At 72.6% G+C, this 17,885-nt stretch carries 14 protein-coding genes and 1 pseudogene; 9 read left to right on the top strand and 6 right to left on the bottom strand.

From position 1 onward, the window contains the following. Positions 1-20: 20 nt before the first annotated feature. The 6 genes and pseudogenes from ACPZVR_RS07900 to ACPZVR_RS07875 all read left to right on the top strand — a co-directional run. Positions 21-1,691 carry an L-aspartate oxidase gene (locus ACPZVR_RS07900; protein ID WP_436699027.1) on the top strand — a complete coding sequence of 557 codons (1,671 nt, stop codon included), beginning with the start codon at positions 21-23 and terminating at the stop codon, positions 1,689-1,691. After that, the gene (gene nadC / locus ACPZVR_RS07895) at positions 1,688-2,605 is read left to right on the top strand and encodes a carboxylating nicotinate-nucleotide diphosphorylase (RefSeq protein WP_436699026.1); all 918 of its coding nucleotides are present in this window, start codon (positions 1,688-1,690) and stop codon (positions 2,603-2,605) included. Before ACPZVR_RS07900 ends, nadC begins: the two co-directional genes overlap by 4 nt. 3 nt (positions 2,606-2,608) lie before the next feature. Continuing rightward, complete coding sequence (locus tag ACPZVR_RS07890) at positions 2,609-3,385, top strand: type III pantothenate kinase (protein ID WP_436699025.1); 777 nt, start codon at positions 2,609-2,611, stop codon at positions 3,383-3,385. A gap of 92 nt (positions 3,386-3,477) precedes the next feature. Then, on the top strand, positions 3,478-3,816 hold the full coding sequence (locus tag ACPZVR_RS07885) for a histone-like nucleoid-structuring protein Lsr2 (RefSeq protein WP_436699024.1): 339 nt from the start codon (positions 3,478-3,480) through the stop codon (positions 3,814-3,816). A 136-nt stretch (positions 3,817-3,952) separates the two neighbouring features. Next, the gene (locus tag ACPZVR_RS07880; protein ID WP_436699023.1) at positions 3,953-5,191 is read left to right on the top strand and encodes a sensor histidine kinase; all 1,239 of its coding nucleotides are present in this window, start codon (positions 3,953-3,955) and stop codon (positions 5,189-5,191) included. 2 nt (positions 5,192-5,193) lie between these two features. Further along, positions 5,194-5,838 (top strand): annotated as a pseudogene (locus ACPZVR_RS07875) (response regulator); the annotation flags it as partial. Between the two features lie 58 nt (positions 5,839-5,896). Here ACPZVR_RS07875 and ACPZVR_RS07870 read toward each other — a convergent pair. Beyond that, a complete protein-coding gene (locus ACPZVR_RS07870; RefSeq protein ID WP_436699022.1) occupies positions 5,897-7,438 on the bottom strand; it encodes a hypothetical protein in 1,542 nt (513 codons plus the stop codon). A gap of 247 nt (positions 7,439-7,685) precedes the next feature. On the opposite strand from ACPZVR_RS07870, the gene ACPZVR_RS07865 reads away from it, so the two are divergent. Next, positions 7,686-10,253 carry an ATP-dependent Clp protease ATP-binding subunit gene (locus tag ACPZVR_RS07865; RefSeq protein WP_436699021.1) on the top strand — a complete coding sequence of 856 codons (2,568 nt, stop codon included), beginning with the start codon at positions 7,686-7,688 and terminating at the stop codon, positions 10,251-10,253. 67 nt (positions 10,254-10,320) lie between these two features. On the opposite strand, the gene ACPZVR_RS07860 is transcribed toward ACPZVR_RS07865, so the two are convergent. Next, complete coding sequence (locus tag ACPZVR_RS07860) at positions 10,321-11,193, bottom strand: HhH-GPD family protein (protein ID WP_436699020.1); 873 nt, start codon at positions 11,191-11,193, stop codon at positions 10,321-10,323. 93 nt (positions 11,194-11,286) lie between these two features. Between ACPZVR_RS07860 and ACPZVR_RS07855 the strand changes: the two genes are divergently transcribed. After that, positions 11,287-12,135 carry a hypothetical protein gene (locus ACPZVR_RS07855; RefSeq protein WP_436699019.1) on the top strand — a complete coding sequence of 283 codons (849 nt, stop codon included), beginning with the start codon at positions 11,287-11,289 and terminating at the stop codon, positions 12,133-12,135. Positions 12,136-12,449: 314 nt separating this feature from the next. Here the strand turns inward: ACPZVR_RS07855 and disA are convergent, their stop codons facing one another. Together disA and radA are read right to left on the bottom strand one after the other, a co-directional pair. Next, positions 12,450-13,523 (bottom strand): DNA integrity scanning diadenylate cyclase DisA, encoded by a 1,074-nt coding sequence (gene disA / locus ACPZVR_RS07850; protein ID WP_436699018.1) that lies wholly within the window; start codon positions 13,521-13,523, stop codon positions 12,450-12,452. A gap of 110 nt (positions 13,524-13,633) precedes the next feature. After that, a complete protein-coding gene (radA, locus tag ACPZVR_RS07845) occupies positions 13,634-15,064 on the bottom strand; it encodes a DNA repair protein RadA (RefSeq protein ID WP_436699017.1) in 1,431 nt (476 codons plus the stop codon). An 80-nt stretch (positions 15,065-15,144) separates the two neighbouring features. On the opposite strand from radA, the gene ACPZVR_RS07840 reads away from it, so the two are divergent. Next, positions 15,145-16,179, top strand: coding sequence for a LacI family DNA-binding transcriptional regulator (locus ACPZVR_RS07840; protein ID WP_436699016.1), 1,035 nt, complete (start codon positions 15,145-15,147; stop codon positions 16,177-16,179). A gap of 159 nt (positions 16,180-16,338) precedes the next feature. Here the strand turns inward: ACPZVR_RS07840 and ACPZVR_RS07835 are convergent, their stop codons facing one another. Then, on the bottom strand, positions 16,339-17,040 hold the full coding sequence (locus ACPZVR_RS07835) for a class I SAM-dependent methyltransferase (RefSeq protein WP_436699015.1): 702 nt from the start codon (positions 17,038-17,040) through the stop codon (positions 16,339-16,341). An 8-nt stretch (positions 17,041-17,048) separates the two neighbouring features. Further along, positions 17,049-17,687: a VOC family protein gene (locus ACPZVR_RS07830; protein WP_436699014.1), complete on the bottom strand. Its 639-nt coding sequence runs from the start codon at positions 17,685-17,687 to the stop codon at positions 17,049-17,051. Positions 17,688-17,885 lie beyond the last annotated feature (198 nt).

The raw sequence follows: 17,885 nt of genomic DNA, 5'->3' as shown, positions 1-17,885 counted from the left end.
CGGATCAGTAGTCTGCTGGGATGCCAGAACAGCTGCGCCTGCCCGGGCGCCTCACCGCGCCGGACCCGGGTTGGACCACGCGCGCCGACGTCGTCATCGTCGGCTCCGGCATCGCCGGGCTCACCGCCGCGCTGCGCCTGCGCGGCCGGGTCGACAAGATCCTGGTGGTCACCAAGGACGTGCTCAACGCCGGGTCCACCCAGTGGGCCCAGGGCGGCATCGCCGCGGCCCTCGGCCCCGGTGACACCCCCGAGCAGCACGAGGCGGACACCCTCGTCGCGGGAGCGGGGGCCTGCGACGGCGCGGCGGTGCGCGTGCTCGTCAACGAGGGACCCGAGGCGGTGCGCGAGCTGATCGCGCTCGGCACCAACTTCGACCACACCGACGACGGCGAGCTGTCGCTGACCCGCGAGGGGGGACACCACCGCGACCGGATCGCCCACGCCGGCGGTGACGCCACCGGCGCCGAGATCCAGCGGGCGCTCATCGCCGCGATCGAGGCGGCTCCCGACATCGAGGTCATCCAGCACGCGCTCGCCGTCGACCTGCTGCTCGCCCCCGACGCCTCCGGCGCGACGGGCGTGGCCGGACTGACCCTGCACGTCATCGGCGAGGGCGAGCGCGACGGCGTCGGCGCCGTCCACTGCCGCGCGGTCGTCCTGGCCAGCGGCGGGCTCGGGCAGGTGTTCTCCCAGACCACCAACCCCGCCGTCACCACCGGCGACGGCATGGCGCTCGCGCTGCGCGCCGGTGCCACGCTGCGCGACCTGGAGTTCGTGCAGTTCCACCCGACGGTCATGTACCTCGGTCCCGACTCCCGGGGCCAGCAGCCGCTCATCTCCGAGGCGGTCCGCGGCGAGGGCGCCTTCCTCGTCGACGACGAGGGTCACCGGATCATGCAGGGCGTCCACGAGCTCGCCGACCTCGCGCCGCGCGACGTGGTCGCCAAGACGATCATGAAGCGGATGCTCGAGACCGGGCGGCCCCACCTGTGGCTCGACGCGCGCCACCTGGGCGCGGAGTTCTGGGAGCGCCGCTTCCCGACGATCCTCGCCACCGCCCGGTCCCACGGCATCGACCCGGTCACCCAGCTGATCCCCGTCGCGCCCGCGTGTCACTACGCCTCCGGCGGGGTGCGCACCGACCTGCTCGGCCGCACCGACGTGCCCGGTCTCTACGCGACCGGCGAGGTCGCCTGCTCCGGCGTCCACGGCGCCAACCGGCTCGCGTCCAACTCGCTGCTCGAGGGCCTGGTCTTCTCGCGCCGGATCGCCGAGGTGCTGCCCGGCGAGCTGGCGCCCTGGCGCGATCCGGTCGCCGACCGGCGGACGCCGGGGCTGGTGGCCGGCGACATCCGCCGTGAGCTGCAGGAGACGATGAGCTCGCGCGCCGGCGTCCTGCGCTCGGCCCCCGGCCTGGCTGAGGCCGGCGTCGTCCTCGACAAGCTCGCCGGGCACGCCGCCGAGACCGTCGACCAGGCGTCCTGGGAGGCGACGAACCTGCTCACCATCAGTGCCGCGCTCGCCGACGCCGCCGCGCTGCGCGAGGAGACCCGCGGGTCGCACTGGCGCGAGGACTTCCCCGAGCGCGACGACGTCCGCTGGGCCGGGCACTTCGACGTCTCCATGACCGACGGCGTCACCACGGTCGCGTTCGCTCCCGCGCCGGCGACCGACGGGAACGTCGCATGATCGCGCGCACGCCGTACGACGCCCTGCCGGCTGCGCTCCTCGCCGAGATCGCTGCGGCCGGGCTCGACCCGCGCGCGGTCTACGACCACGTCGTCGTCGCCTTCGAGGAGGACCTCCCCGGCGGCGTCGACGACGTCACGAGCGACGCGATGCCCGACATGGGCACCGCGGTGGCCGACTTCGCCGCGCGGGAGCCCGGTGTGGTCGCCGGGCTCGCGATCGCCGAGCTCGCCTTCGCCTACGCCCTCGGCGACACGGTCACGATCACCGGCCGGGTGGCCGACGGCACCAGGGTCGCTCCCGGCGACGTCGTGCTGACGGTGTCGGGCCCGGTCCGCGGCGTGCTGACCGCGGAGCGGACCGCCCTCAACTTCGCCTCCCACCTCTCCGGCGTCGCCACCGCCACCGCGCAGTGGGTCGACGCCCTCGCCGGCACGCGGGCGCGGGTCCTCGACACCCGCAAGACGCTGCCCGGGTGGCGCGCCCTGCAGAAGTACGCCGTGCGCTGCGGCGGAGGCGTCAACCACCGGTTCAGCCTGGTCGACCGGGCGATGGTCAAGGACAACCACGCGGTCGCCGCGGGCGGTGTCGTGGCGGCCTACCGGGCCGTCGTGGCCAAGCATCCCGGCCTGCGGGTCGAGGTCGAGGTGATGGACCTCGAGGAGCTGCGGGCCGTCCTCGCCGCCGGCTGCACCGAGGTGCTGCTCGACAACATGAGCACCGCCGACATGGCCGAGGCGGTCCGGATCAACGCCGCGGCCGGAGGCGCCGCGACGCTGGAGGCCTCCGGCGGGCTCACGATCGAGCGGGCCCGCGAGGTCGCGGAGACCGGCGTCGACTTCATCTCGGTCGGCGCGCTGACGCACTCGGTCGACGTCTTCGACCTCGGCCTCGACTTCCGGGCCGAGGCCTAGCCGATGCCCCTCCTCGCGGCCGACATCGGCAACGCCCACACCGTGCTGGGTCTCGTCTCCGACGGGGCCGTCCACGCGGACTGGCGGGTGTCCACCGCGGAGCATCGCACGGCCGACGAGTGGGGAGTGCTGCTGCGGGGGCTGCTCGGCCCCCGGGAGGACGAGGTCACCGGGATCGCCGTGTGCTCGACGGTGCCGGCGGTCCTCAACGCGTGGCGGGAGATGCTGCCGGCGCATTTCCCCGACATTCCGTGCGTCATCGTCGAGCCCGGCATTCGCACCGGCGTACCCATTCTGGTCGACAATCCGCGCGAAGTCGGCACCGACCGCATCGTCAATGCGCTCGCCGCCGCGGCCGATTTCGAATGCCCCGCCATCGTCGTCGATTTCGGGGGGACCGCCACGACCTACGACGTGGTCGACGCGCGGGGGCGCTATGTCGGCGGCGCCATCACGCCGGGGATCGAGATCTCCCTCGACGCCCTCAGTCGCGGTGGCGCGCAGCTGCGCATGGTCGAGCTGGTGCGCCCGCGTGGCGTGATCGGCAAGAACACCGTCGAGGCGCTCCAGTCCGGGATGGTGTTCGGCGTGGCCAGCCAGGTCGAGGGCATGGTGGAGCGGCTGGTCGCGGCGCTCGGCAGCGCGGCGGGCGACGTCTCGGTGATCTCGACCGGCTATCTCGCCCCGCTCGTCGTCGACGAGTGCCGCTGCTTCACCCACCGCGCACCCTGGCTGACCCTGCGCGGACTGGAAAAGGTATTCCTCCGCAATCAGCGCTGATTCATTTTCGCGCTCACATGTGCAAGGATTGAAATATCGCGTCGGCACGGGCGCGTTAACCTTGCGATACTGTTCTCCGAGGAGTCCCACACATGGCACAGAAGGTCAACATCGTCCTCGTCGACGACATCGACGGCAGTGAGGCCAACCAGACGGTCGCCTTCGGTCTCGACGGTTCCAATTACGAGATCGATCTCAACGACAAGAACGCCTCCGCGCTGCGCGAGGCCCTCGCGCCGTACGTCGGCCACGGCCGCAAGGTCGGCCGCGCCGGCGGCGGGGCGAAGCGGGGGCGCGCCGCCGCGGCGGGAGCCTCGGGCGGGGTGCCGGCCAAGGAGGTCCGCGAATGGGCCCGCGCCAACGGCTTCTCCGTCCCCGAGCGCGGCCGGATCCCCTCCGACGTCCGTGAGGCCTACGACAACGCCCACTGACCTTCCCCGCGGAGCGCGCCCGAAGGGTCCGCTCGGCTCGATCGAACGGCGACCGGGGGTCCCCCGCACGGGGGACCCCCGGTTCCGTTCCCCGGAGGGTGGTGCCGCCCGCGCCGACCGCCCGAGGATGGACGACATGGTCCCCGCTCTGCTGAAGCCGCACGACCGGCCCGTCCCCGCGTCGTACGTCGTCGCGGCCGTCACCGCGAGCGCGGTCGTCGGCATCTGCTTCGTGACCGCCCGCTGGACGCCGTGGTTCCTGGAGGACTGGGGGATCGGCTACGGGGCGTACGGCGCGATCAGCGTGGCGGCCCTGAGCCTCATCGGCCTCGGGCTGGCGCTGATCCAGGTGCCCGCCTGCTGGCTGGCCTTCCGGTGGCCGGTGTTCGCGATCGGCCTCGCGTGTGCGCCCCTCGTCGTCACGCTGCTCGACCCGAGCCGGGCGCCCCTGCACTTCGGCGTCGTGGCGAACCTCGCCGCGGTCGCTCTCACGGTGGCCTGGCGTCGGCCCGTGCCCGCACTGGCGGCCGTCGGCATCGCCTATGCCGTCGTCCTGGTCTGGCTGCGGGGCGGGGGCGACATGGCGGCCCCGTTCCGCGCGACGATCGAGCTGCAGTACACCGAGCCGCTCCAGGTCGGCATCGTCTATACGGTCGCGCTCGCCCTCCTGCTCGCCTTCGTGCTGTGGTTCCGCTCGACGGCGCTGCGCGAGGCGCAGCGGGTGCGCCTCGTGGCCCACGAGTCCGCCGTGGCCGAACAGGGCGCGGTGGTCGCCGAGCGGGCACGGCTGGCCCGCGACCTGCACGACGTCGTCGCGCACCACGTCTCGCTGATCGCCGTGCGCGCCGAGACCGCGCCCTACACCGAGCCCGACCTCGAACCCGCCGGGCGCCGCGTCCTCGGCGAGGTCGCCGCCGAGGCCCGGCTCGCGCTCGACGAGCTGCGCGGCGTGCTGGGCATCCTCGGCCGCGCCGGCGACGCCGATCGGGCGCCGCAGCCCACCCTCGCCGACGTCGCCGCGCTCGTCGAGCGCACCCGCAGGTCGGGCCAGGAGGTCCGGCTCGCGGGCGACCTCCAGGCTCCGGTCGGCGCGGCGGCCGGTTACGCGGCGTACCGCGTCGTGCAGGAGGCCCTCACCAACGCCCGCAAGCACGCGCCCGCCGCGCCGGTCGACGTCGAGGTGGCGGCCACCCCGCGGCTGCTCGAGGTCCGGGTGTCCAATCCGGTCGCCCGGCCGGCGAGCGAGCTCGGGTCGGGGCGCGGGCTGGCCGGGATGAGGGAGCGGGTCGAGGCGCTCGGCGGCCGGCTCCGGATCCAGGCGGCCGGGGAGCGCTTCGAGGTGGCGGCGACGATCCCGACCGGAGACGCGCGGTGACCGTGGCCGACGACGCGACGATCCGGGTGGTCGTCGCCGACGACCAGCCGGTGATCTGCGCCGGCTTCGCGGCGCTGCTCGACGCCCAGCCGGGCATCTCCGTCGCGGGGACCGCCGGTGACGGACGAGATCTGGTGGCGCTCGTGGCCCGCACCCGACCCGACGTCGCGCTGGTCGACGTACGCATGCCGGAGCTGGACGGCATCGAGGCCACCCGGCTCATCACGGCCGACCACCCGACCCGGGTGCTGATCTTGACGACCTTCGACCTCGACGCCTACGTGTACGACGCCGTGCGGGCGGGTGCGAGCGGGTTCCTGCTCAAGGACGCCACCGCCGACCGTCTCGTCGAGGCGGTCCGGATGGTCGCCGAGGGCGCCGTGCTGCTCGCGCCCGCGGTCAGTCGCCAGCTCGTGGCGGCCAGGTTCGCCGAGGCGCCCGGAGCCCGGCCCGAGCCGGTGGCGGCCCGCGGCCTCAGCCCGCGGGAGCGGGAGGTGCTGCTCGAGCTCGCCACCGGGCGGTCGAACGCCGAGATCGCCGCCGAGCTGCATATCGCGCCCGAGACCGTGAAGTCGCACGTCGCCGAGGTGCTGCGCAAGCTAGGGCTGCGCGACCGGATCCAGGCCGTCGTCTACGCCTACCTACGAGCACGGGCTGGTGCCGCGCGGCTGACAGCACCAGGTCGGCCCGGATCCCGCGGACGACTCAGCGGAGTCCGGGAGGCAGCACCGGCTCCGGCGGCGGCGGTGCCCAGTCGGTCTTGCCGCGCTCGAGCTCGTCGGTCAGGCCGGACAGGTCGACCTGCGATCCCTGGTCGGCACCCTCGATCCAGCCCGCCGCGATGGCCAGTTGCTTGCCGGCCTCCACAAGCTCGCGAGCCGACCCTGTGGTGAGCTTGTCGAACTCCGCCAGGACCTCGGTGAAGTTCTCCAGTGGCCCGGTCGTCCCGTAGCCAAGCGGCCAGCCCCGGGTCCAGATGTCGGCCGGCGCGAGGCCGTAGGTGTCGTCGGCCGCGTTCGCGAAGATCGAGGCGATCACCGGTACCTGGTTGATCCCCACGTCCTTCAGCGCCCCCGTGTGGACCTGGATCTGCTCAGCGGTGGTGATGCCGGGATCGAGACCGGCATCGGGGTGGATGTGGACGAACGTGCGATCCGCCGCGGCGATGTCCTCGTTGAGGCGCCGGGCACAGTGGTAGAGCACCTCCTCTTGAGCGAAGGTGGCGCGCCGCAGGGTCAGGATCGCCTCCTCGAAGTTCTGGGCGACCTGCTCGGCCGTCGCGGCGGAGAGGGGAGGCGGCGGCGTGGTCTCGGCCTTGTCCTCGGGGATGACCGCCTGGAGGAAGCCGGTGATCGCCGAGGCGCCGACCACGATCGGCTTGATGTTGGGCGGCACGAATGCACCGGCGAGGTCGAGGAACGCCTTGACCACCTTCAGGTCGATGTTGAAGTTGAAGTCCGGCGGGTCGTAGTTGAAGGCGTTCTTGGCCGCCTCGCACAGGCCCATGATGTCCTCGCCCGCCTTGAGCCACATCTCCTTCTCGCCGCCGAGGATCAGGGTCAGGCCCAGCGCGATCTGACCCTGGTTCTGCAGGACGGTGCCCAGCCGGGCGACGCCGTACTTGGTGCGGAAGGCGTAGACCAGGTTGGAGTCGACATTGGAGCCGACATACTCCGAGAGCGCGTCGAAGGCGACGGCGGGAGCCGGGTCGGTGAACGACGGGCGCCACTCCAGCGCGGTGGCCGCGGGATAGCCGGTGGTCGGCGTCAGGGCCACGAGCGCGGACTTGGCCTTCTCCGCCTCCTGTCCGAAGCGGGCGTGGTCGGGGAGGGTGTCCCAGCCCTCGAGGATGGACTCGATCCGCTCCAGCCACGGCTGGTAGCAGGAGGTCCACGGGTCGACCTGGCAGACGTAGCCGGGCAGGCCGTTGACCTCCTCCTCGCGCACGAGCGTGGTGCCGGGCGGGAAGCTGCTCGACGTGAGCGCCGCCCCGTCCTCGCGGTCCCACTGGCCGTGGGCGTTCATCGACACCCCGGGTACGAAGAACTGCACCGTGCCGGTCGGGCCGCTGACCGGGGGGAGCGTGTTCCCGCTGAGGGCGGGGTAGGGGATCATCGAGCCCTGGTTGAACCCGGTCGCGGCGTCGCCCTCCCAGCCGACGCCCTTCTCCTCGAACATCATCTTGATGGCGTTGTGGGCGATCGTCTTCTTGTAGTCGGTGATCGCCTGACTCGAATAGGTGGCCACGCTCTTTCCTCCTGCCGGATACCCCCGCGAATGTGCTGACACGTGCCCGGCCTCACGCCGGTCAAACAACGACCTCGATCCGGATCCGTCCGACGGGTCGAGGCGGGCCCCGACGTCCGGCGGCGTACGTCGCGCGGGGCGGCGTTCGCTGACAGCGGACGGATCTGGGTCCCTGGTCCGGAACGCGTAGGGTGTGAGCGGGGTTGTATCCCTTGAGCAACCCCGTGTGACGTGTGAGGAGCGTGCAATGTTCGAGCGGTTCACAGACCGTGCCCGCCGGGTGGTCGTGCTGGCCCAGGAGGAGGCCCGCATGCTCTCCCACAACTACATCGGGACCGAGCACATCCTGCTCGGCCTCATCCACGAGGGCGAGGGTGTCGCCGCCAAGGCGCTCGAGTCGCTGGACATCTCCCTGGAGGCCGTGCGCGCCCAGGTCGAGGAGATCATCGGCCAGGGCCAGCAGGCGCCGTCGGGCCACATCCCGTTCACCCCCCGTGCCAAGAAGGTCCTCGAGTTGTCCCTGCGCGAGGCGCTGCAGCTCGGCCACTCCTACATCGGCACCGAGCACATCCTGCTCGGCCTGATCCGGGAGGGCGAGGGCGTCGCCGCGCAGGTGCTGCAGAAGCTCGGCGCCGACCTCAACCGGGTCCGCCAGCAGGTCATCCAGCTGCTCTCCGGCTTCCAGGGCAAGGAGGGCACCGCCGCGGCCGCCAGCACCGGCAGCTCCGGCAGCGGAGACACGCCGTCGTCCTCGCTGGTCCTCGACCAGTTCGGCCGCAACCTGACCCAGGACGCCCGCGAGGGCAAGCTCGACCCGATCATCGGCCGCGCGCAGCAGATCGAGCGCGTGATGCAGGTGCTCTCGCGCCGGACCAAGAACAACCCCGTCCTCATCGGCGAGCCCGGCGTCGGCAAGACCTCGATCGTCGAGGGCCTGGCCCAGGACATCGTCAAGGGCAACGTCCCCGAGACGCTCAAGGACAAGCAGATCTACACCCTCGACCTGGGTGCGCTGGTCGCCGGATCCCGCTACCGCGGTGACTTCGAGGAGCGCCTGAAGAAGGTGCTCAAGGAGATCCGCACCCGCGGCGACATCGTGCTGTTCATCGACGAGATCCACACCCTCGTCGGTGCCGGCGCGGCCGAGGGCGCGATCGACGCGGCCTCGATCTTGAAGCCGATGCTGGCCCGCGGCGAGCTGCAGACCATCGGCGCGACCACCCTCGACGAGTACCGCAAGTACCTCGAGAAGGACGCCGCGCTCGAGCGCCGCTTCCAGCCGATCCAGGTGCCCGAGCCGTCGATCGCCGACACGATCGAGATGCTCAAGGGCATCCGCGACCGCTACGAGGCGCACCACCGGGTGACCATCACCGACGAGGCGCTGGTCTCGGCGGCGACGCTGGCCGACCGCTACATCTCCGACCGCTTCCTGCCCGACAAGGCGATCGACCTGATCGACGAGGCCGGCTCGCGGCTGCGGATCCGCCGGATGACCGCGCCCGCCGACCTGCGGGAGTACGACGACAAGATCGCCGAGGTGCGCCAGCGCAAGGAGGCGGCCATCGACGGTCAGGACTTCGAGGCGGCCGCGCGGCTGCGCGACGAGGAGAAGCAGCTCATCCTCGCCAAGTCCGAGCGCGAGAAGCAGTGGCGTGCCGGTGACATGGACGAGGTCGCCGAGGTCGACGAGGAGCTGATCGCCGAGGTGCTCGCCGTGGCGACCGGCATCCCGATCGTGAAGCTCTCCGAGGAGGAGTCCACGCGACTGCTCAAGATGGAGGACGAGCTGCACAAGCGGGTCATCGGCCAGGAGGAGGCCGTCAAGGCGCTCAGCCGGGCGATCCGGCGTACCCGCGCCGGGCTGAAGGACCCCAAGCGCCCCGGCGGCTCGTTCATCTTCGCCGGCCCCTCGGGCGTCGGAAAGACCTGGCTGTCCAAGACGCTCGCCGAGTTTCTCTTCGGCGACGAGGACGCGCTCATCCAGCTCGACATGTCGGAGTTCGGCGAGAAGCACACCGTCTCGCGGCTCTTCGGCTCGCCTCCGGGCTACGTCGGCTACGAGGAGGGCGGCCAGCTCACCGAGAAGGTGCGCCGCAAGCCGTTCTCCGTCGTCCTCTTCGACGAGGTCGAGAAGGCCCACCCCGACATCTTCAACAGCCTGCTGCAGATCCTCGAGGAAGGTCGCCTGACCGACTCGCAGGGCCGGGTCGTGGACTTCAAGAACTGCGTCATCATCATGACCACCAACCTCGGCACGCGCGACATCGCCAAGGGCATCAACCTCGGCTTCAACCAGGCCGGCGACGCGGCGGGCTCCTACGAGCGGATGAAGGGCAAGGTCTCCGAGGAGCTCAAGCAGCACTTCCGTCCCGAGTTCCTCAACCGCGTCGACGAGATCATCGTGTTCCCGCCGCTGTCGCAGGAGCAGATCGTCGCGATGGTCGACAACATGATCTCGGCCGTCGAGGTGCGTATGCGCGACCGCGACATGCGCCTCGAGCTGACCCAGAAGGCGAAGAACCTGCTCGCCGAGCGCGGCTTCGACCCGGTCCTGGGCGCCCGGCCGCTGCGTCGCACGATCCAGCGCGAGATCGAGGACGTGCTCGCCGAGAAGATGCTCTACGGCGAGGTCGGTCCCGGCCAGATCGTGCTCGTGGACGTCGACGGCGAGGGGCCCAACGCCACCTTCACCTTCGAGGGACAGAAGGTCGGGGAGCTGCCCGACCTGCCGCCGCTCGAGACCGTCGCCGAGACGATCGTCGACACCGGTGACGCCGGCGAGGGCGACCTGCCCGCCACCGGCAACGACTGACCCGTCGCATCTGTACGCCTGATCCGCATCGACCCGTCGCGTTTGAACGCGACGGGTCGATGCGGAATTACGGGAGGGCGTAGCGGCCGTCGGGGTGCACCGTGACCAGGCCGTCGGCGATGAGGGAGGCCAGCGCCCGCGCGCGCTGCTCGTCCTTGTCCCACGCCGCGTCGAGGCGGGAGCTGTCGACGGCGCCGGGGGCGTCGCGGAGCACCGCGAGGAGCCGGCCCCGGCACTGCCGGTCCGTGCCGGCGTAGGTCTGCACCGGGCGCGGCGGCCCGTCGTACGCCGGCGCGCCGGCCCGCTGCCAGGCGCACCGCTCGGCGACCGGGCAGCCGCCGCAGCGCGGCCGGTCGGCGGTGCAGACCAGCGCGCCGAGCTCCATCACCGCGACCGACCAGGTCGCGGCCGTCGGTGCGTCGACCGGCAACAGGGCCGCGCCGAGGTCCCGCTCCGCGCGCGTCACGGAGCGCGGCGGGAACTCGGTGCCCGCCACGGTCCGGGCCAGCACCCGCCGCACGTTGGTGTCGAGGACCACCTGGCGCTGTCCGTAGGCGAAGGCCGCGACGGCCGCCGCGGTGTAGTCGCCGATGCCCGGCAGTGCCACCAGGTCGTCGTAGCCGGCCGGCACCTCGCCACCGTGCTGCTCGGTGATCGCGGTCGCCGCCGCGTGCAGTCGCAGCGCCCGACGCGGATAGCCCAGCCGCCCCCAGGCCCGGACCGCCTCGCCGGACGGCTCCGCGGCCAGGGCGGCCGGCGTCGGCCAGCGTGCCAGCCAGGCCTCGTGCACCGGGAGGACCCGCGCCACCGGGGTCTGCTGCAGCATGAACTCGCTGACCAGCACCGACCACGGCGTGGCCTCGGGGCGGCGCCACGGCAGGTCACGGGCGTGCTCGTCGTACCAGCGCAGGATCGGCTCGACCAGGGGGCTCGTCGTCATAGTGGGTCTATGGTGACCTGTCCGTCACCGCGGCCGGCAGGAGCCTCGGCGGGTCAGCGTGGATCGCGGCGCGTGGCTGACTACGGTCGTGCCATGCCCACCTCTCGTCGCCCGAGCCCCACGCGCGGTGCGGCGGCCCGCCGGACGCACCCGCCGGGCGTGTACTGGCGGCGACGGGTGTTCGTCCTCGGCGTCGCCTTCGCGCTCGTCTTCGTGATCGCCCGGGTGCTCTCGGCCGGCAGCGACGGCCGCACCGGTGACCAGCCGGCGGCCGAACAGGCCGGCGGCCGGGTGGGCGCGGGCGCGAGCGACAGCACGGTCGACGGCGTCGACGAGGAAGCGGCCCAGGACGGTGCCGACGGCCCGGCCGCCGGCGCCGGGCCGACCGCTCCGACGACGCCGGTCACCCCGACGCTCGCCGAGCCGCAGGGGGAGTGCGAGCCGGCGGACGTCGTCGTGACCCCGTCCGTGGCGGAGGGTGCGGTCGCGGGCCGCGACGTCCCGGTCACGCTCACGCTGCAGACCCGCGAGTCGCCCGCGTGCACCTGGCAGGTCAACGCCACGACCGTCGTGGTCAAGATCGCCCAGGGCGACACCGACGTGTGGACCACGCGGCAGTGCCCGCAGGCCGTCGCGGACCAGCCGGTCGTCGTACGACAGGCCGTGCCCACAACCGTCCAGGTCGTCTGGAACGAGGCTCGCGAGTCCACCGAGGGCTGCACCCGCCGTGCGGGCTGGGTGAGCCCGGGCAGCTTCACCGTCGCCGCCGCCGCTCTGGGCGGCGAGCCCGCACAGGTGGACTTCGCCCTCGGCGCCCCCGCACCGGAGACGATCCAGGTCACGCCGAAGGCGAACCAGGAGAAGAAGGCCGACCAGGGCAAGAAGGGCAAGAAGGCGAAGAAGGGCGACCGGACCGAGGAGCCGACGACCCCGACGAACTGACGGCTCCGTCCACGCCGTTCGGCCCGGGACGACGGGGGAGGAGAGCCACGTGGACATCTCACGGATTCTCGGGACCGGAGCCGCGCTGCTGCGGATCAGCTCAGCTGTGAGGGCGCCTCGACGCTGCACGGCGTGGTCTCCGCCGTCGAGGGCGGGACTGGGAGCTCGGTCCGGCCACCCTCGCCGGCGACGGCCGGGGGGTCGCGGAGCTGCGCGAGACGGTGGGCGACACGGCGCTGGGCATGCAGGCGGAGTTCCGCGACGGCGAGTGGTGCGCCCTGCAGTCGAGTGGTGCGCCCTGCAGTGAGGGCGGCCTAGACGTAGCGCTCGAGGATGGTGGACTCGGCGAGGCGGCTGAGCCCCTCGCGGACGCTGCGTGCCCGCAGCTCGCCGACGCCCTCCACCGCCTGGAGGTCGTCGATGCCGGCCGACAGCAGCTTCTGCAGCGTGCCGAAGTGGTCGACCAGGCCTTCGACCACGGTGGCGGGCAGGCGCGGGACCTTGGTCAGCAGCCGGTAGCCGCGAGGCGCGACCGCGCCGTCCAGGTGCTCCCCGGTGCCGATGCCGAGCACCTTCGCGACCGCGGACGGATCGACCAGGTCGGTCGAGGACAGCTGCTCCAGCTTCGACAGCAGGTCGCCGGGCTCGCGACTGCGGCGCCGGGAGGGGACGTAGTCGCGGATGACGAGAGCCCGCTCGGTGTCGACGCCGGTCACCAGCTCCTCGAGCTGGAGGGCGAGCAGGCGGCCGTCGGTGCCGAGCTCGAGGACGTAGTCCTCGATCTCGCGAGCGATCCGGCTGACCATCTCCAGCCGCTGGGCGACGACGGCGACGTCGCGGACCGTCACCAGGTCCTCGATCTCCAGCGCGGACAGCGTGCTGGAGACCTCGTCGAGGCGCAGCTTGTAGCGCTCCAGGGTCGCCAGTGCCTGGTTGGCGCGCGACAGGATCTGGCCGGAGTCCTCGAGGACGTGACGGGTCTCCCCGACGTAGGCCGCGATGATCTGCATCGACTGGGACACCGAGATCACCGGATGGCCGGTCTGCTTCGCGACCCGGTCCGCGGTCCGGTGACGCGTGCCGGTCTCCTCCGACGGGATCGACTGGTCGGGCATCAGGTGCACGGCGGCGCGGATGATCCGGTTGACGGCGCCGTCCACGATGATCGCGCCGTCCATCTTGGCCAGCTCGCGCAGGCCCGTCGCGGTGAACGGGACGTCGAGCTCGAAGCCGCCCGTGCACAGGCTGTCGACCAGCCGGTCCTGCCCGAGCACGATGAGCGCGCCGGTGCGGCCACGCAGGATCCGTTCGAGACCGTCGCGCAGGGGAGTGCCGGGTGCGATGGACGCGAGCGCCTCGCGGAGTCGGAGATCGGCCGACGTGACCACTGATGGTGCTCCCTGCTCGTGTGCTGCCCGGACGACGTCACCCTATCCGCGCGGGGCTCGTCCCATGCCGGGATATTCGACAGCCGGCCCGTCGTCGCGGGTGAGGCGTCCTACTCGACCACCTCCAGCGCGTGCTTGGTCCGCTGGTCGAGGTGGAGCGTCCGCAGGGCCGAGGCGACATCGGGGACCTCGACCACCCGCATGCCGTCGACCGTGCGTTCGCTGCCGGTGCGCCGCACGCCCTGGGCGGTGCCGGGGTCGGCGGGGACCACGGCCATGGCGAAGCCGAGCCGAGCAGCCTCCGCGAGCCGCTGGGGGAGGTCGCGGACGCGGCGCAGCTCGCCCGACAGGCCGATCTCGCCGAGCGCCACCACGCCGGCAGGTGGAGCGCTGACGAAGTGGGCCGAGGCGATCGCGACCGCGAGGGCGAGATCGGCGCCGGGGTCGCTGAGTCGGGCCCCGCCGACCGTCGAGGCGAACACGTCGTGCTGGTGGAGCCGCAGCCCGCAGTGCTGCTGGAGGACGGCGAGGACCATGGCGAGCCGGGAGCCGTCGATGCCCGAGGTCGTGCGGCGCGGTCGTTCCGCAGGAGAGAGGGTGACCAGCCCCTGCACCTCGGCCAGCAGCGGCCGCCGGCCTTCCATCGAGACGGCCACGCAGGTGCCGGGGACCCGGCCGTGGTGACGCTCGACGAAGATGCCGGTCGGATCCTCGACCGTGCGGATGCCCTCGGGGCCGAGGTCGAAGCAGCCGACCTCGTCGACCGGGCCGAACCGGTTCTTGACCGCGCGCAGCATCCGGAAGCGCGAGTTGCGCTCGCCCTCGAAGTGGAGCACCACGTCGACGAGGTGCTCCAGGACGCGGGGGCCGGCGATCGCGCCGTCCTTGGTGACGTGGCCGATCATCACGACCGTGACGTCGCGGCTCTTGGCCATCCGCACCAGCGCCTGGGCGACCTCCTTGACCTGGGTGACGCCGCCCGGCACGCCATCGACGCCGGAGGCGCCGATGGTCTGCACCGAGTCGATCACGACGGTGCTCGGCCGGACCTCCTCGATGTGGGTGAGCACCGCGCCGAGATCGGTCTCGGCCGCGAGGTAGAGCTGGTCGTGGATGCCGCCCGTGCGGTCGGCACGCAGCCGCACCTGCGCGGCCGACTCCTCGCCGGTGACGTAGAGCGTGCGCTGGTGGGTGGCGGCGGTGCGGGCGGCCACCTCGAGCAGCAGGGTGGACTTGCCGACGCCCGGCTCGCCGGCGAGCAGCACGGCCGCGCCGGGGACCAGGCCGCCGCCGAGGACCCGGTCGAGCTCGGGGACCCCGGACGGGTGGTGGACGGCGCGCTCAGCCGAGACCTGCCCGATCGGCACCGCGGCGTGGGTGACCGGCGCGGCCGTCGTACGTCGTGACGGCCCACCGGCGGCGAGGGCCACCTCGGACACCGAGCCCCAGGCCTGGCACTCGCCACAACGCCCCACCCACCGCGCGGTCGACCAGCCGCACTCACCGCAGCGATAGGTCGAACGTACTTTCGAACCAGCCATGACACGACAGTAGGCCAGAGGGTCGACACAAGCCGTCCGGCGCGCGGCGACCGTGGAGAACGGCATGGGAGAATCGGGCGGTGGACATCCCCCGACCGCCGGCCACGCTCGCCGACGTCGCCGAGCGGGCCGGCGTCTCCCGGCAGACGGTGTCCAACGCGATCAACAACCCGGACCTGCTCCGGCCCGAGACGCTCGCGCGGGTGCAGGACGCCATCGAGCACCTCGACTACACGCCCAACCAGGCGGCCCGGCACCTGCGGACCCGCTCCTCCCACCTGATCGGGCTGCGGCTGGGCCCGCCTCAGGAGTTCACGGCCAACATGGCGATGGACCGGTTCGTGCACGCTCTGGTGGAGGCTTCGCGGGAGGCGGGCTACCACGTGCTGCTGTTCTCCGGCGGCCGGGTGGCGGAGGGCGAGCGGCCCGACCCGCTCGGCGGCTACGACGACCTCCTCCGCTCGACCGCCGTCGACGCGTTCGTCGTGACCGACACCTATCTCGGCAACCCGCAGACGATCGGGCTGGCGCGCCGGCGCGCGCCGTTCGTGGCGTTCGGGCGGCCGTGGGACGACCCGGCGGCGGATCACCCGTGGGTCGACGTCGACGGTGCCGCGGGCGTCCACGCCGCGACCGAGCACCTGCGCGACCAGGGACACGAGCGGATCGCGTGGCTGGGCTGGCAGCCCGGATCACGGATCGGCGAGGACCGGCGGTCCGGGTGGCACCGGGCCATGGCCGCTCTCGAGCTGCCCACGGCGGGGCTGGAGGCGGCGGTCGAGGACAGCGTGCTCGCCGGCGGCCGCGCGGCCGCGTCGCTCCTCGCCTCGAGCGGGCCGACCGCCTTCGTCTGCGCCTCCGACACCCTCGCGGTGGGCGTGCTCGGTGCCCTCTCCGACCGGGGTCTGGAGCCGGGGCGCGACGTCGCGGTCGTGGGCTTCGACGACTCCCAGGTCGCCCAGGTGATGGGCCTGTCCTCGGTGCGTCAACCGCTCGAGGAGGTGGCGATCCATCTCGTCGCGGCGCTGCGGACCCTGCTGGTCCCCGGACATGCCGCCTCCGACGCCGTCCTGCTCCAGCCCAGCCTCCAGGTCAGGTCGTCGAGCACGCGTTAGCCGGGCAGGCGCGGGCCCGGCCGGCAGCGTGGCGACCGCGCGGTTCTGGTGGGGCCGGCAGCGTGGCGCCCGCGCGCAGCGCATCGAGGGCGCCCGCGGGCCGAGCGCAGCGAGGTCCGTGCGGCGCCCTCGATCGGCGACACGCTCGGCCGATTCAACTCAGAACGACTTCGACCAGAGGTTGACCGCGTAGTCGACCTCGAGGCCACGATGCTCGCGCACGAGCTCGTCGGCGATCTCGCGCGTGAACTCGATCCTGACGACGGCCTCCAGGTCCGCCCGCGTCGCGAACCGCCAGCCCATGTCCACGCGGTCGAGGGTCCATCCGCGCAGGCTCCAGAACCGCTCGGTCTCCTCGGGCGGGTCGAGGTGCGGATAGCCGCGGCGGAACCAGCCCCCGAACGTGGAGCGCGAGCCGTCGTTGTCGATGATCAGCGCGACGCCGCCCCGGCGTACGACGCGGTCCAGCTCCGCCAGGCCCGGCTCGCACCCGCGACCGAAGAAGTAGGCCCACCGGGCGTGCACCACGTCGACCGACGCGTCGGGCAGCGGGATGTCCTGGGCGGTACCGCGAAGCACCTCGCCGTGCGCGATGTCGCGGGTTCGCAGGCGGCGCGCCGCGAGCTTGGCGAGCCCGGCGTGGGGCTCGACGCCGATCACGCGCGCCGCCGTCTCCGCGAACCGGGGCAGATGGAAGCCCGTGCCACAGCCCAGGTCGAGGACGACGCGACCGTCCCAGTCCGCTCGCTCGCGCATCGCCGCCCAGAGCCGGCCGTCGGGGTCGGCGGCGCGGTTCTCGAGCTCGTAGGTCGCCGTGTGGTTCCAGATGTTGGGGCTCGGGATCGTGCCCCGGGGCTGCATCAGCAGGGTCAGATGCGGACGACGCCGCTGGTGGTGAGCACCTGCGCGGCCAGGATGCCGGGCGTGCCGTGGGGGGCGACCCACTCGACCTTGACGTCCTCCAGCGGAGCCTCGACGGTCTCGCCGAGCCACTCGCTCACCCGCTGCGGGTCACCGGCGATCTCGATACCGGCCAGCGACACGGTGCCGTCGGCGCCGGTGGAGGGGTGCAGGTCGGTGGGGATGTCCCACTGCAGGAAGAACGGGAGCTGCGGGTCGGCGATGAGGCCGTTGATGCCGATCTGCTTCCAGCGCAGCTCGGTGCCGTCGGGGCGGTGCCGGGAGCCGGGGACCGCCGAGCGGCCGAGGCGCTCCTCGACGACGGCGATGTCGGGGACGGCGACGGCCCAGCCGAGCCAGCCTCCGCCGAGAGCGGAGCGGGCCTTGACCGCCTGGCCGAAGGGCGCCTTGTCGGACGCCGGGTGGTCGAGCGCCTCGACGACCTCGAGGTAGGTGCCGTCGGTCAGCGGGAGGATCATGTTGCGCGTGCCGAAGCGGGGGTGGATGCCGCCGTCGACGAACTCACGCCCGATCGCTGCACCCAGGCGAGCTGCCGTGCTCGCAAGTCCGTCGGGGCCGGCGGCATAGGAGAGATGATCCAGGCGCATGCCAGACATTCTGAGCATGCCGGCAGAAGTCCGACGAATCGGGGTCGCTGTCTCTTGATGTCGAGACGTGGTGGCGTTGCTGGCGGAGCGCTTGCAACTAAGGGTTACGGCACTGAATTCGCCGCAATAGCGCCGAGGTAGATGTCCTAGCGCCCGGGTAGATGACGTGGGACCGGGATTGCGCCCTCGGTGCCTGAT

This window comes from Nocardioides segetis, from assembly GCF_051390595.1.
Classification (GTDB): Bacteria; Actinomycetota; Actinomycetes; order Propionibacteriales; family Nocardioidaceae; genus Nocardioides.
Note: the sequence above shows the minus strand (reverse complement) of the source record. Positions and strands in the feature narration are given on the sequence as shown.

Bases quoted from the DNA above. Each gene is read 5' to 3' on its own strand.
- ACPZVR_RS07900 (WP_436699027.1), top strand. From the start codon at position 21: ATGCCAGAACAGCTGCGCCTGCCCGGGCGCCTCACCGCGCCGGACCCG.
- nadC (WP_436699026.1), top strand. From the start codon at position 1,688: ATGATCGCGCGCACGCCGTACGACGCCCTGCCGGCTGCGCTCCTCGCC.
- ACPZVR_RS07890 (WP_436699025.1), top strand. From the start codon at position 2,609: ATGCCCCTCCTCGCGGCCGACATCGGCAACGCCCACACCGTGCTGGGT.
- ACPZVR_RS07885 (WP_436699024.1), top strand. From the start codon at position 3,478: ATGGCACAGAAGGTCAACATCGTCCTCGTCGACGACATCGACGGCAGT.
- ACPZVR_RS07880 (WP_436699023.1), top strand. From the start codon at position 3,953: ATGGTCCCCGCTCTGCTGAAGCCGCACGACCGGCCCGTCCCCGCGTCG.
- ACPZVR_RS07865 (WP_436699021.1), top strand. From the start codon at position 7,686: ATGTTCGAGCGGTTCACAGACCGTGCCCGCCGGGTGGTCGTGCTGGCC.
- ACPZVR_RS07860 (WP_436699020.1), bottom strand. From the start codon at position 11,193: ATGACGACGAGCCCCCTGGTCGAGCCGATCCTGCGCTGGTACGACGAG.
- ACPZVR_RS07855 (WP_436699019.1), top strand. From the start codon at position 11,287: ATGCCCACCTCTCGTCGCCCGAGCCCCACGCGCGGTGCGGCGGCCCGC.
- radA (WP_436699017.1), bottom strand. From the start codon at position 15,064: ATGGCTGGTTCGAAAGTACGTTCGACCTATCGCTGCGGTGAGTGCGGC.
- ACPZVR_RS07835 (WP_436699015.1), bottom strand. From the start codon at position 17,040: ATGCAGCCCCGGGGCACGATCCCGAGCCCCAACATCTGGAACCACACG.
- ACPZVR_RS07830 (WP_436699014.1), bottom strand. From the start codon at position 17,687: ATGCGCCTGGATCATCTCTCCTATGCCGCCGGCCCCGACGGACTTGCG.